The sequence below is a fragment of the Gilliamella sp. wkB195 genome, assembly GCF_001690445.1.
GTDB classification, from domain to species: Bacteria; Pseudomonadota; Gammaproteobacteria; order Enterobacterales; family Orbaceae; genus Gilliamella; species Gilliamella apicola_E.
In genome coordinates, this window is sequence record NZ_LZGP01000013.1 from 1 (window position 1) to 13915 (window position 13915).

General features: G+C 35.0%; 12 protein-coding genes. 5 read left to right on the plus strand and 7 right to left on the minus strand.

Features of this window, described 5'->3' with window-relative positions:
• Nucleotides 1-361, plus strand: a 361-nt coding sequence (locus A9G08_RS11755) for a hypothetical protein (RefSeq protein WP_218058402.1), incomplete at its 5' end; no start/stop codon positions are given.
• A gap of 331 nt (nucleotides 362-692) precedes the next feature.
• Here the strand turns inward: A9G08_RS11755 and treC are convergent.
• From treC to treR, 3 genes are all read right to left on the minus strand, one after another.
• Entirely contained in the window at nucleotides 693-2363 is a 1671-nt protein-coding gene (gene treC / locus A9G08_RS04305; RefSeq protein ID WP_065562510.1) for an alpha,alpha-phosphotrehalase, read from the minus strand.
• 69 nt (nucleotides 2364-2432) lie between these two features.
• Nucleotides 2433-3860, minus strand: coding sequence for a PTS trehalose transporter subunit IIBC (treB, locus tag A9G08_RS04310; RefSeq protein ID WP_065562511.1), 1428 nt, complete (start codon nucleotides 3858-3860; stop codon nucleotides 2433-2435).
• A 162-nt stretch (nucleotides 3861-4022) separates the two neighbouring features.
• Nucleotides 4023-4979 carry a trehalose operon repressor TreR gene (gene treR, locus A9G08_RS04315; protein WP_065562512.1) on the minus strand — a complete coding sequence of 319 codons (957 nt, stop codon included), beginning with the start codon at nucleotides 4977-4979 and terminating at the stop codon, nucleotides 4023-4025.
• 192 nt (nucleotides 4980-5171) lie between these two features.
• On the opposite strand from treR, the gene A9G08_RS04320 reads away from it, so the two are divergent.
• Nucleotides 5172-5702, plus strand: coding sequence for a hypothetical protein (locus tag A9G08_RS04320; RefSeq protein ID WP_065562513.1), 531 nt, complete (start codon nucleotides 5172-5174; stop codon nucleotides 5700-5702).
• 87 nt (nucleotides 5703-5789) lie between these two features.
• Here the strand turns inward: A9G08_RS04320 and A9G08_RS04325 are convergent, their stop codons facing one another.
• Nucleotides 5790-6125 (minus strand): winged helix-turn-helix transcriptional regulator, encoded by a 336-nt coding sequence (locus A9G08_RS04325; RefSeq protein WP_065562514.1) that lies wholly within the window; start codon nucleotides 6123-6125, stop codon nucleotides 5790-5792.
• Nucleotides 6126-6302: 177 nt separating this feature from the next.
• Between A9G08_RS04325 and A9G08_RS04330 the strand changes: the two genes are divergently transcribed.
• The 3 genes from A9G08_RS04330 (at nucleotide 6303) to A9G08_RS04340 (ending at nucleotide 10063) form a co-directional block, all read left to right on the plus strand.
• Nucleotides 6303-6938, plus strand: coding sequence for an NAD(P)-dependent oxidoreductase (locus tag A9G08_RS04330; protein ID WP_065562515.1), 636 nt, complete (start codon nucleotides 6303-6305; stop codon nucleotides 6936-6938).
• A 332-nt stretch (nucleotides 6939-7270) separates the two neighbouring features.
• Nucleotides 7271-8638, plus strand: coding sequence for an allantoinase AllB (gene allB / locus A9G08_RS04335; protein ID WP_065562516.1), 1368 nt, complete (start codon nucleotides 7271-7273; stop codon nucleotides 8636-8638).
• Between the two features lie 42 nt (nucleotides 8639-8680).
• Complete coding sequence (locus A9G08_RS04340; protein ID WP_065562517.1) at nucleotides 8681-10063, plus strand: NCS1 family transporter; 1383 nt, start codon at nucleotides 8681-8683, stop codon at nucleotides 10061-10063.
• Between the two features lie 34 nt (nucleotides 10064-10097).
• Here the strand turns inward: A9G08_RS04340 and flhA are convergent, their stop codons facing one another.
• The 3 genes from flhA to A9G08_RS04355 all read right to left on the minus strand — a co-directional run bounded on the left by flhA (nucleotide 10098) and on the right by A9G08_RS04355 (nucleotide 13897).
• Complete coding sequence (gene flhA / locus A9G08_RS04345) at nucleotides 10098-12179, minus strand: flagellar biosynthesis protein FlhA (RefSeq protein ID WP_065562538.1); 2082 nt, start codon at nucleotides 12177-12179, stop codon at nucleotides 10098-10100.
• A 15-nt stretch (nucleotides 12180-12194) separates the two neighbouring features.
• A complete protein-coding gene (flhB, locus tag A9G08_RS04350; protein WP_065562518.1) occupies nucleotides 12195-13325 on the minus strand; it encodes a flagellar biosynthesis protein FlhB in 1131 nt (376 codons plus the stop codon).
• Between the two features lie 137 nt (nucleotides 13326-13462).
• Complete coding sequence (locus tag A9G08_RS04355) at nucleotides 13463-13897, minus strand: flagella synthesis protein FlgN (protein WP_065562519.1); 435 nt, start codon at nucleotides 13895-13897, stop codon at nucleotides 13463-13465.
• Between the last annotated feature and the right edge of the window lie 18 nt (nucleotides 13898-13915).

The window sequence follows — 13915 nt, forward strand, 5'->3', positions numbered from 1 at the left end:
TATCAATTTAATTGGTGCTGTATTTATTTTTATATTAAAAATAATTAAAAAAATCATTCTGTTTTTTATTGATAAAGAAGATAAATCAAATGAACGCAAATTTATGTTCACTCATTTTTTAATGAGTAAAAAATTCTGTTATTTCAATAAACTGCTTAATTATATAACATTTTTTTCAATTTTTTATTTATTAATAGCTACAACTGTATTACCCATTGCTTTGCCATTGCTTGGTATAGAATGGTTTATTATTGTTTGTTGGGGTTATCTTTTAAACTTTATTGGCGCAATTATTCTTTATATGTTGTTTTGTCTTAGAAACAATCACCACGATGATAGAAATAAGAAAAAACACAACTAACCCAAACTGTTCTATTTGTAAAAATATTGTGGAGTCTATACCGTTTTAATATTTACACTGATTAATTTATTTTGCTAATAAGTAAGCTGTATCAAAAGTAGTTGATCTAAATTATTACAAATTTTAATTAATATGCAGGGGTATTTTTTATAATTGACATTAAATATTAAAAAATAATCAGCTTATAAATAGATTGTAATCATTATTATCAATCTCTAAGCAATAAGAGTATAAGTGTTTATTTTTATAACAAACACTACACTATTTATCTACCAAACCATTTAATTCAAGAGATTTATTTTGAATCATTCCCTCTTTTTCGATGTATAAATTATAATAGATGCAACCAATACATAGCCTCATAAGGTTGCAACTCCATTTCTGGCTTTAATACAGTTTGGTTTTCATAATTACCTAGCAATCTTTGCCAATGACTATTTTCTAACGCTTTAGGTAATTGCCATTTAACCGTATTTTCGGTCAGATTGGCTATCACAAGTAATGTTTGATTATTCCAATGTCTGACATAGCACCAGCAATTAGCAACATCAGGCGTTAGATCTTGATAGTCACCGAAAATAAAGATCGGGTATGTTTTGCGTAATTTGATTAAAGTTTGATAGCAATAAAAAATGGAATTAGGATCGTCAAGTGCTGCCTTCACATTGATTTTTGGGTAATTGTTTGCCACCTCAATCCAAGGTTTACCTTGACTAAATCCGGCGTTGACGGTGTTGTCCCATTGCATTGGCGTTCGGCTATTATCCCGTGATTTACTGGCAAGAATCGCTAACATATCAGACTCTGACACACCTTCGGCAATTTTTTCTTGATAGATGTTAAGGCTTTCCACATCTTTATATTGCGAAATATCGGTAAAATGGGGATTGGTCATCCCGATCTCTTCACCTTGATAAAGATATGGCGTGCCTTGTAGTCCATAAAGAATCATTGCCAGCATTTTGGCCGATTCGCTGTGGTATTGGTCTTCATTACCTAAACGTGACACAATGCGAGGTTGATCGTGATTACACCAGAAAATCGCATTCCACGCCTTACCGTGCATACCCAGTTGCCAATAGCCGAGTATCTTTTTGAGTTCAAGTAAATCAGGCTTAGCCAGCGTCCATTTTTCCCCATTTGGATAATCAATTTTTAAATGATGAAAATTAAACGTCATGGTCAACTCTTTGCCATCCAATGCGGAATATTTTTGACAGTTCTCTAATGTAGTTGATGACATTTCACCCACGGTTTTTAAGTCATTAGGTTGAAAAACATCTCGACTTAACTCTTGTAAAAATTCGTGTATTTTCGGGCCATCCGTATAATATTTTCGTCCGTCACCTTGTACGTCATCCGGAAAGTCTTGCTGTTTAGAAACCAAATTGATCACATCCAACCTTAATGCATCAACCCCTTTATCCGCCCAAAATTGACAGACGTTTTTAATCTCTTGGCGGACAGTTGGATTTTCCCAATTGAGATCGGCTTGCTGCTTTGCAAACAGGTGTAAATAGTATTGTCCTGATTGCTCATGCCACTGCCAGGCTTTGCCGCCAAATTTAGATCGCCAATTGTTGGGTTCTGATCCGTCAGCTTTGGCGTCTTTCCAAATATAAAACGATCGAAATGGGCTGGTTTTATCTAAGGCCGATTTAAACCATGGATGCTCTGTTGAAGTGTGGTTAAATACCATATCCATCATAATCCGGATATCACGTTCATGCGCCTGCTTAACCAATAATTCAAAGTCGTCCATCGTGCCATAAGCCGGATCAATATCATAATAATCCGATACATCATAGCCATTATCAACTTGCGGAGAGGGATAAATTGGCGTTAACCAAATCGCACTAATGCCCAGATTTTTCAGATAATCTAACCGGCTGATAATGCCTAATAAATCCCCCGTTGAACCCGCACCACTGGCTTGAAAACTTTTGGGATAGATTTGATAAATAGTACCATTTTGCCACCACGGGATATCTATTTTATTCATTGCTTACTCTTTATTTTTAATCAGTAAAATTAAATTCACATAAAATGGGTGAATTACTATTTATTATCATTATTGAATATTTAGTGTGCCTTTTTTCTGTTTTATTTTATAAACAATGATGGTTAATGCGATTGGAACAATAATCGCTACTAGCATTGCTAAGGCATAAATTGACCAATAAACAGGTTTTATTGATAAGATACCAGGCAATCCTCCCACACCGATACCATTAGATAATACACCATATAAACCACAGATTAATCCAGCACTAGCCGCACCGACCATGGCACAGAACATTGGGAATTTATAGCGTAAGTTAATACCGTACATAGCTGGCTCAGTAACACCTAGATAGCCCGATATAGCAGCAGGAATGGAAACTTCGCGCTCATTATGTTTTCGACTGATCAAAATGATTCCAACAACGGCTGAAGCTTGAGCAATATTGGATAAGGCAATAATTGGCCAAATCGGTGTACCGCCCATACTTTCTGTCATCTGCATATCGATAGCTAATGTAGTATGGTGAATTCCAGTAATAACCAACGGTGCATAAAAGAATCCAAAAATTGCCGAGCCAATGAAGGCATAATCACCAGTCATTAAATATTTAACCACATAAGCAATACCATTGCCTAACATTCGTCCGATTGGTCCTAAAAGAAAATGTGCAAGGACGACGGCTAATAGTAGTGATACGATTGGGACAATCACTAAAGTTAGGTAATTAGGGACAATTCTACGTAATCGAGTTTCGATCCATCCCAATGCCAAACCGGCAAAAATAGATGGAATCACTTGTGCTTGATAGCCGACTTTTTGAATCGTAAACCAACCAAAATCCCACACGTCAGGAACGATTTTCCCTAGATTATAAGCATTCATCAGTTGTGGAGAAACCAGTGTTATGCCTAAAACAATCCCTAACACAGGAGAACCGCCCATTTTTTTGACTGTAGACCAACAAATAGCCACCGGTAAAAAGTGGAAAATCGCTTCACACGGTAACCAAAGGAAACTATGTATAGGTACCAACCAAGTATACGTGTCAGTAAGCGGTTTATCGTTAATAGTTGGCATTTCACCAATTACATTACGCAAGCCGAGTAATAAACCACCCGCAATCAGTGCAGGTAATAATGGTACAAAAATTTCAGCTAAATTTGAGATTAACCGTTCAAACCATGACATATTTTGTTTAGCTGCGGCTTTTGTTTGCTCTTTGGTCGCTTCGTCAATATTTAATTGTTCAATCAATAACTTGTAATAACTATCAACATCCGTTCCAATAATAACCTGAAACTGCCCGGCATTATTAAAGCATCCTTTGACAAAAGACAATCCTTCAATCGCTTCAACATTGGCTAATTTGGGATTAGCAAGCGCAAACCTTAATCTTGTCAAACAATGGGTAACACTAGCAATGTTTTCTTTTCCTCCAACAAGTTCAATCAATTGCATAATTGATTTTGTTGAAACTTTAGGTGCTTTTGCCATTGTTAAGTCTCCTTATTTTCAATTTAAGCCAAAATTTTTTAATTATTCCGACCCTAATTTGGTAACAATTAAGCATAAATTGAATTATTATTTAAATAAATGGGAACGTTCCCTTTTTGTGATAAACCTCACAATTTTATGCAATATATCACTCAAAAATAGTTAAATGAGTATTTGGGAAGGAACCGTAATAATTTTAGGTTTTGCTCCACTTTGTAGTATTTGCAATAACTCGTTTGCAGCATAAGTACCCGCTTTATCAAAACCAAGATCGACTGTAATTGTTTTGGCAAACAAGAATTTAAGCAGATCGCTACTACCAATGCTAATAACAACAATATTATTGATATTTTTTTCAGATAAGAATTTATTTAGGCCTAAAGCAATTGAATCGGTAGCACAAATGATTGCTGTTGGTGAATCAACCAATACTGACTCGGCAAGTTCATAACCAGAATAATAACTTAATTTGCCAAGCACCGCATTTGGCTTAAGTTTATGAGTATGACAAAAATTAGTATACGCTTGGTAGCGTAATTCACCAGTAGTCTGATCTTGTTTAGTAATACCAATATAGCCAATTTTTTTATGCTTTTGATATAAATAGGTTAATGCTTTGTTTACTGCCCCTACATCATCATAACAAATACAAGTATAATCAGAAAAAGGCCTAGCAATAACCACACATTTATCTTGCCAAAATGTCAGTCGAGAGCTATTCAATCCTGTAAAAGCAAAAATTACTACACCGTCAGCTTGCTTTTCTTTTAACATTGTCAGGTGTTCTTCGACTTTTTGCGGGCTAAATTGGCTCTCAATGATAATCGGATCATACCCATTTGCATAAAAAACAGGCAACATGTTTCGAACTGCATGATTTTCGGATATGGAATCAAGGCGAGTAACAATTATACCAATCACTTTATTACCATAACCACGCATTGCTCTAGCTGATTTGGATGGGGTAAATTGATATTGTTCAACAATTGCCATCACTTTGTTACGTGTCGATTCCTTCACCATTGGGTCGTGATTAATAACTCGCGAAACAGTGGATTTACTCACCCCGCTCAATTTGGCAATATCTTTAATGGTTAAATTCGGTGATGGCTTATTCATAATCAATTTTTATAATGAAAATCAATTAAATCATAGTAATATAGTTTTAACAAAATGGCGATAGGGTGGCTAGTAAGTTAATATCAAAATTATTAACTATTACTTATTCTTCATTTATAATTAGATTGAGATTTGACAGAGGAATAAAACAGAATCAACAAAGCATTAATAACCTCACATAGACAATTAATTATGAAAAAATCATATTTACTTTTAGGTTACACGCTATATTTTTTGAGTTTATCTGGCTATGCGTCTAGTAATGACACGAAGAATATAACAGAACAATTTAGATCAGCTTTGTTATGTCAGTCAAAGCCTTTTGCCATAGAAGATAAAAAGATCATTGCTGAACTTGCAAAACAAAAAATTACTATAAAAAAACATGATAGTATAAATGAAATCGAATACTATTTTGGGCAACCTATTAAAGTTAAGAATGTATGGGTTAATATGATTCGTTATGAAAGCGATAATTTTGTCACATCTTTTTATGCTAAAGCCAAAGGTGATATGTACAAGTTCGCTAAATTGATTGAGGTTAACCCTATATTACGCAGCTGTGAAGAACCCATTCCTTTGGATGATACCGACATATTCCGAAAGGAAATTACCCCGATTACCGACAATAATCTCTACCCAGATACAATCGTTATTGGTCAGGATAAAGACTCAAAGCCAGATGAATTTTATTTCATATGTTCTAAATTTGAGGCTAATTAGCCATAATTTTCTGCTTAATGAAAATCATACTATCAGTTTGCTAACATTACTTATGTATAAATAGAAAAATTATTTTATAAATAAAACCTATTTATTAGCACTTTGTTTTGATTTATAAGCACTTCCCCACGCTAACATAGCGTCATGCACTTGTTTTAAACTTTGCCCGACATCGGTCAATGTGTATTCCACTTTAGGTGGTACTTGGGCATAGACTTTGCGGCTGACTAAGCCGTTTTTTTCCATTGTTCTTAGATGTTGGGTTAAGACTTTTTGAGATATACCGTTTAGTGATTTTTTTAATTCTCCAAAGCGTTTTGTACCTGTTAATAAATCACGAACGATTAAGACTTTCCATTTATCACCCATTAACATAAGGGTAATTTCGACAGGGCAAGGAGGTAAAATTCCGTTGAGTGACATTAGTTAAAAATCCTTTAAATTCAATAACAGTATCATTTCGGTAACTATATTACTGCTTGGTACCTACTTTACAATAGATACTTAGAATATTAACCTAAAAATATCAAATTGTTAAAAGATTTTTCCAATTTAAAACCTGAATCAAACAATACTTATAAATTAATAAAGGAGTAAAAAATGAAAATTGCGGTTATTGGTGCTAGTGGTAAGTCAGGTAGTCTGATAGTTAAAGAAGCAATTGCGCGTGGACATGATGTAACGGCGATTGTTCGTAATCCCAACGCTCATGTTGACCCTAAGGCAAAAATTCTAGTTAAAGATCTGTTTGATCTAACTTATGAAGATTTGAAACCTTTTGATGTCATTATTGATGCTTTTGCAGCATGGACACCAGAAACCCTTCCACAACATCAAACTAGCTTAAAACACTTAACTGATATTTTAAGCGGTAAACCTAATCGTTTATTAGTTGTTGGCGGTGCAGGTAGTTTATATGTCAATCCTGAGCATACTATTCGTTTAGTTGACTCTCCGGATTTCCCGGATGAATTTAAACCATTAGCCAATAACATGGCAAAAGCTTTAGATCAATTAAGAACTTGTAATGATGTAAATTGGACCTATCTAAGCCCAGCAATTGAGTTTATTGCTGATGGTCCAAGAACTGGTCATTATATTGTTGGTGGCGAGCAAATTTTGGTTAATAGCCAAGGGAAAAGTCAAATCAGCTATGCTGACTATGCAATCGCGATGATTGATGAAGCGGAGAATGCAAAACACATTAAACAACGTTTTACTGTGGCTACTAAATAATATTTACAAGGCCTTACATTAGTAGCGATAACCAAAAGGTTGACTTCAATGTAAGGCACATAATCTAATTTTTCTAATGTTTTATTCGATTTTCCTATCTAATCCCCCAAAATAGTGCAAAACATTGAGTCAAACAGATATAAATGGATCATTTTAGTGCAATTCCACTTAAAGAAAACCAAATCATGTCAGTTATTACTTACTTTTTGATTTAGTGGCACGTTTATTGCATAAATATAAAGATTATTATGAAAATTTGATAAAACAAATAATACTGATAATATGAATGATTATGTGTCTAATTTGTAATCAATTTAGTTGGGAAAATTATTATGCAGTACGATCTCATTATTAAAAATGGTCTTGTCATTCTCGAATCTGGCGAAATTTATACCGATATTGCAATAAAAAATGGCAAAATTGCAGCAATTGGCCCTAATTTAGTGCAAGCCGATGAAATTATTGATGCTAATGGCTTGATTGTTAGTCCCGGAATGGTTGATATTCATGTTCATATTAGTGAACCTGGTGGTGTTCGTCATGAGTGGGAAGGCTATATCACAGGAACAAAAGCATGTGCAAAAGGTGGCGTAACAACCTTTGTTGAAATGCCTCTTAACCAACTCCCTGCCACTACTAGTGGCGAAACTCTTCGTACCAAATATGCTGCTGGTGAGGGAAAACTTTATGTCGATGTAGCTTCTTATGGTGGATTAGTTCCTTATAACCTGACCAATAATGGTATTGCAGAACAAGTCGAAGAAGGTGTCGCGGCATTTAAATGTTTTATGGCAACCTGTGGTGATCCAAACCTTGACGGTGATTTTGCCAATGTAAATGATTACGCATTATGGGAAGGAATGCGCCAAATTGCTAAAACCGGTAAAGTGTTAGCTATCCATGCAGAAAATGCCGCAATTACTGATATTTTAGGGCAACAAGCTAAAGCACGAGGCGAAAGTAAATTATCACAATATGTAGCAACCCGTCCGGTATTTACTGAAGTTGAAGCAATTCGTCGAGCAATCTTTTTCGCTAAACAAACTGGGTGCCCGATTCATATATGCCATGTCGCTTGTCCTGAAGGAGTTGAAGAGGTTATCAAAGCTCGTCAAGAAGGCATTAATGTGACGTGCGAAACCTGTATCCATTACCTCTATTTTACTACAGACCAATTGGATGCTATTGGACCAATTGCAAAATGTTCACCACCAATCCGTGATCAGCAAGCTCAAGAAGGATTATGGAAATATCTATTTGCTGGCCACATCATCACTGCGGTGTCTGACCATTCACCATGTACTTACGATTTAAAAGACAAAGCCAATGCCTTTGATGCTTGGGGCGGAATTTCTGGTGTTCAAAATAATGTGGATATTATGTTTGATGAAGCCGTACAAAAACGGGGTATGTCATTAAAACAATTTGCCGATATCATCGCTAAAAACCCTGCTGAAAGATACAACTTACCAACTAAAGGCTCAATTCAAGTAGGTAAAGATGCTGACATCATCTTTATTAAACCTCATTCTAGCTATGTATTAAAAGAACAAGATCTCGAATATCGTAATAAATTTAGTCCTTATGTAGGACGACAAATTGGTGCACAAGTGGTTCAAACATTATTACGAGGCAAAACTATTTATCAAATTAATGCCGGTATTAATTCAACACCAAGAGGTGAATTTATTCGGCGTTAATAATGGAATTGAAACGACAGAAATAAGTAGGGAAGGAAAGTCATGAAGAATAATACAGCACAATCACCAAATACATCTATGCAGATTGATAGTTCTTTATTACCCAAATCTAGCAAAGATCGAACTATGAATCCTTTAGCCTATTCTTTTATGTGGATTGGCGATGGCATGAATTTGGGTAATATGACCTTAGGTGCAAGCTTAGTTGTAGCTGGTGTTGCCACCATGAATATTTTCCAAACTTTTGCCGCAACGTTAATTGCAATATTGATTATCACGACAATTTTTGTTTTTAATGATCGCTTAGGATATCGCACAGGTATTCCTTATGTGGTACAACTTCGCATGTCATTTGGTATAAAAGGCGCTATTATTTCTTCATTACTTCGCGGTATTCCTGCTATTGTTTGGTATGGATTTCAAAGTTGGATAGGTGCAACTGCGCTCAATGAAATTATTAGAATATTATCTAATGGTGATTTTAATAATATATTTATCTGTTTTCTTATTTTACAATTTTTCCAAATCGCTTTGTCGCTTTATGGATTCCATGCAATAAAATGGGTAGAAACGTTAATTTCAATTGTTATTCTTTGTGCGTTAATTTATGTCTTTATTATATTACTCAATAATCATCAAGAAATTATTATAGACAAATGGGTAAATGCCGAAGGAACTTGGGGATTACCATTCTGTGGCTTCATTATGATGTTCTTAGGTAATTACGCTGCAATTTTTCTTAGTGCAGCTGATTACTCACGAGAACTAAAAGCAGGTTTTAGCGATAAAAAAAGGGGGCTCCTCTATTTTCTACCAATTTTTGTTGCTTACGGTTTTATTATTACTATTGGTGTGATGTTAGCTTCAGTCACAGGTAACTCTAATCCAGTTAAAGCATTTGCGATTGTAGTAAATAATCCATATATCACCATCGTGGTATCATCCTTTATTGTATTAGGCACCATTGCTGTAAATATCGTTGCTAATATCATCCCACCAGCTTACGTAATTACGTTATTAACAAAAGCTAAATATAAAGTAGCAGTAACCATTACAGGATTATTAGCTATCGCTTCTTTTCCTTGGGTTCTTGTTCAGGATACCTCAGCAAAAGGATTAGGTTTGTTTATTCTAATTTACTCCGCATTTTTGGGACCAATTGTGGCAATTTTGTTGGTGGAATACTATCTGTTACGTCGCCAAAAAATTGATGTAAATACACTATATGATAACAACGGTCAATTTGCTGGATTTAACCCCGCTGCTATTCTAGCGATGCTTATTGGATCAGCAGCTGCATTTTATGAAGTGAGCTTAACATGGATTGTCGGCTTTGTTGTTGGTGGTATAAGTTATATATTGCTCACTAAATTCTCATTTAAAAACTCACCTTTCAAAAAAGGGACAATATTTGAAAAAAAATAGATTAAATGACGATCAATATTGTGCAGTAAATTTATCATAATTCACTGCCAATTTGATATGTCACTTGGATCTTTCGGTTATCAGGTATTTCTAAATTAGATAACACGGCTAATTGAGGAAAATTAGGTCTTAAAAACTGGGAGAGCATAGCTCTTAATGTGTGATTAACCAATAAAACAGGCGGCGCTCCCATTGCATCTTGCTGATTTAATGCTTGTTTGAGTTGTTGAAGAATATGTTCTGCTAGTCCCGGTTCAACATTACTAGTATTTTGCAAAGCTTGCAGTAATATTCTTTCTAAATCAATATTTAATCCAATTACTCTTATCGGTTCTGTCCCAGGAAACCATTGTTGGGTAATCACACGCCCTAGCGCTATTCTAACAATACTGAGTAAATGATAGGCATCATTTTGATTTGGTGCTTGTTCACAAATCGTCTCAATAATTGTGCGCATATCACGAATCGACACTTTTTCAGAAAGTAAGTTTTGTAGAATTTTATGAAAAGTAGTTAAAGGCACTACGTCAGGAATAAAATCTTCGACTAATTTAGGAATATCCTGCCTTATTCGATCCAATAATTCTTGTGTCTCTAATCGCCCCAATAAATCACTGGCGAATTGATGTAACAAATGATTGAAATGGGTGGCAATCATGGTACTAGTATCAACAACAGTGTAACCCAATATTTGTGCATTTTCTTTGTCATTTTCATCTATCCAAACAGCAGGTAAACCAAAAGCCGGCTCAATAGTTTCAATGCCGTCGATAGTTTCGGTTACTGTGCCGGGGTTGATCGCTAACCATTTATTATTCATTATTTCGCCTTGACCAATTTCACCACCTTTTATAAAAATTTTATATTGATAAGGTGATAACGAGAGATTATCGCGAATATGAACTTGAGGCGGTAAAAAGCCTAATGTTTGCGCAAACTTTTTACGCAAACTACGAATTCGACCAAGTAATTCACCATTTTGGTTTTGATCAACCATAGGAATGAGCCCGTATCCAACTTCCATCGCTAAGATATCTTCAATATTGACATCAGACCATGAAGCGTCAACATTTGTTGGCGCTGCAACACTTTTTGGTGGAGTAGCAACTGTTTTCTCAACTCTCTTTTGTTTGGTTAACCACCAAGAAATTACTGATAATACCGCAGTAAACATTAAAAATACTAAATTTGGCATCCCTGGAATAAGTCCAAGCAGACCAATAACAACCGCAGTTAAGATTAATACTTGGGGGTTATTAAATAACTGTTTAAGCATTTGGTCGCTAATGTTTTCTTGTGAGGTAACCCGAGTCACAATTACACCCGCAGCGGTAGAAATAATCAGTGAAGGGATTTGTGCAACTAGACCATCACCAATCGTCAATAATACATAGGTTTTACTCGCATCTGAAAATGTCATACCATGCTGCATTACCCCAACTAATAATCCACCAACAATGGTTATGGCCATAATTAGTAATCCAGCGATGGCGTCACCACGTACAAACTTACTTGCACCATCCATTGAGCCATAAAAATCGGCCTCCTGTGTAACTTCTGCGCGCCGTGCTTTGGCTTCATCTTCACCAATTAATCCAGCATTGAGATCAGCATCAATTGCCATTTGCTTACCTGGCATACCATCCAACGCAAAGCGAGCACCAACTTCAGCAATCCTACCAGCACCTTTAGTGATTACCATAAAGTTGATGATAACTAAAATAATAAAGACAACAATACCAATAGCGAAATTACCGCCCACTAAAAAATGTCCAAAAGCCTCAATAACTCTACCTGCTGCATCACTACCAGTATGACCTTTTAACAGTACAACCCGAGTTGAAGCAACATTTAGCGATAGTCGTAATAACGTTGCAAAAAGCAGAACGGTAGGAAACGCCGCAAAATCTAAAACCCGCTTAGTAAACAACGCAACAATCAAAATAATAATTGATAATGCAATATTAAAAGTAAAAAACAGATCCAATATAAATGCAGGTAAAGGTAATACCATCATTGAAAGAATCAATAAAATAAGCATTGGCCCTGTTAAAATTCGATAATGACCACTTTTTGATAGATTTACTGATAATAAATTAGCTAATTTTGATTTCATCATAGAGATTTACTTTTACTCATTCACGGATAAAGATTCAGGGATCGGTATATTCGTTGGTTTTTGAGGCTTATCACCACCATGTTTATGCCAACGTTTTAATTGATAAACCCAGGCTAAAATTTGCGCAACGGCAGCATAGAGTTCGGCTGGAATGGTTTGTCCTATTTCACCATAGCGATATAAAGCCCGAGCGAGAGGAGGAGCCTCTAATTGTGGAATGCGGTGCTCTTGGGCAATTTCTTTAATTTTGATAGCGATATTATCGGTACCTTTAGCTATCAGTTTAGGGGCAGACATAGTTTTATCATCATATTGTAGTGCAACCGCATAATGAGTTGGGTTAGTGATAATAACATTGGCTTTTGGTACATCTTTCATCATTCGACGTCTGGCTATTGCTTGTTGCATCTGGCGAATCCGGCCTTTAATTTGTGGATTACCTTCTTGCTCCTTGAACTCGTCTTTAATCTCTTGTTTAGACATTTTTAATTTTTTTAAATTACTCCAGATTTGATAAAAAATATCAAATCCAACCATAGGAATTAAAGCTAAAATAGTTAATATTCCTGAATAAATAAGCAGTTGCATAACGTTAGATAATGCACTATTTAAATACATATTTGGCAGCGAAAGCATATTTGGAAATTGATTGATTAGAAACAATGTCACGGCAAAACCGATTAAAACAACTTTAAGCAGGCTTTTAAATAACTCTGAAAAAATTCGAATACTAAATATTCTTTTAAATCCGCTAATCGGATTCAATTTACCAAAATTGGGTTTAATTGATTGCAAACTAAAAAGTAAACCACCAACCCCCATAGGTGCAATGATGGCAATAATGACTAATCCGAAAAAAATAGGTAAAATCGACCAAAATCCAGCGGTTAATAAATTAATTAAATTGAAAATAATTTGTTTATCATCATCTGTTCGGTATGCAACCAACATAGCGTGTTGAATAATTGTTTTTAAATTAGCAACAAAATGACTGCCCATCATCCAAAATAATAGGATACTAACCAACAAAATAATTAACGATGTTAACTCGCGAGATCGTGGGATTTGTCCCTTTTCCTTGGCTTTTTTTAATTTGCTATCGGTGGGTTGTTCGCTTTTATCTAGATCACTATCATCAGCCATATCTTAATTAAATCAATTTTATTGCCTAATTACCGTTTACAGCACAGTATGAACGCAACTTGATAAAGTTATTGGCTTAATAAGACCCTAATTTAATAGTTATTTATCTCGTTTACCGTGAAACAACTTCAAAATGATTAAACTTTAGCGCGTTTAGATGAAATAGTTTCTGGTTGTTGATAACCATTATGGGTATAAACAGCAGGATTATTCATGCTTTTCAAATAATCTATTGAATGTTGCGTTACGTTCATTCGGTTTTGAATAAGCACTCCGTTTTCCCGATTGATTTGAGCTAATCGCTGAGTCATTTTTGTGATAGCTTGCCATTTTAATGCTAACTCTTGTTTTTCACTATAAGGTGATTGAATATTGCATTGCTGACTAACTTTTAGTCTTTTTTCATCAAGTAATTTTAACTCAATAAGTAATTGGCTTTTTTGGTTTATAATTTCACTCAATTGATTTACTGAATTATTTTTAAATAATATTTGTTGTTCAGCTTCTAAAATATCTGACAGGGCTTGTAACATAACTGTTACATTATTAAAAATGTTATCTAATTCTAACATGACGACATTCCTTCAAAA

Excerpts from the sequence above, each read along its gene's own strand:
- treC (WP_065562510.1), bottom strand. The coding sequence starts at position 2,363 with ATGAATAAAATAGATATCCCGTGGTGGCAAAATGGTACTATTTATCAA.
- treR (WP_065562512.1), bottom strand. The coding sequence starts at position 4,979 with ATGAATAAGCCATCACCGAATTTAACCATTAAAGATATTGCCAAATTG.
- A9G08_RS04355 (WP_065562519.1), bottom strand. The coding sequence starts at position 13,897 with ATGTTAGAATTAGATAACATTTTTAATAATGTAACAGTTATGTTACAA.
- A9G08_RS04340 (WP_065562517.1), top strand. The coding sequence starts at position 8,681 with ATGAAGAATAATACAGCACAATCACCAAATACATCTATGCAGATTGAT.
- flhB (WP_065562518.1), bottom strand. The coding sequence starts at position 13,325 with ATGGCTGATGATAGTGATCTAGATAAAAGCGAACAACCCACCGATAGC.
- A9G08_RS04330 (WP_065562515.1), top strand. The coding sequence starts at position 6,303 with ATGAAAATTGCGGTTATTGGTGCTAGTGGTAAGTCAGGTAGTCTGATA.
- allB (WP_065562516.1), top strand. The coding sequence starts at position 7,271 with ATGCAGTACGATCTCATTATTAAAAATGGTCTTGTCATTCTCGAATCT.
- A9G08_RS04325 (WP_065562514.1), bottom strand. The coding sequence starts at position 6,125 with ATGTCACTCAACGGAATTTTACCTCCTTGCCCTGTCGAAATTACCCTT.
- A9G08_RS04320 (WP_065562513.1), top strand. The coding sequence starts at position 5,172 with ATGAAAAAATCATATTTACTTTTAGGTTACACGCTATATTTTTTGAGT.
- flhA (WP_065562538.1), bottom strand. The coding sequence starts at position 12,179 with ATGAAATCAAAATTAGCTAATTTATTATCAGTAAATCTATCAAAAAGT.
- treB (WP_065562511.1), bottom strand. The coding sequence starts at position 3,860 with ATGGCAAAAGCACCTAAAGTTTCAACAAAATCAATTATGCAATTGATT.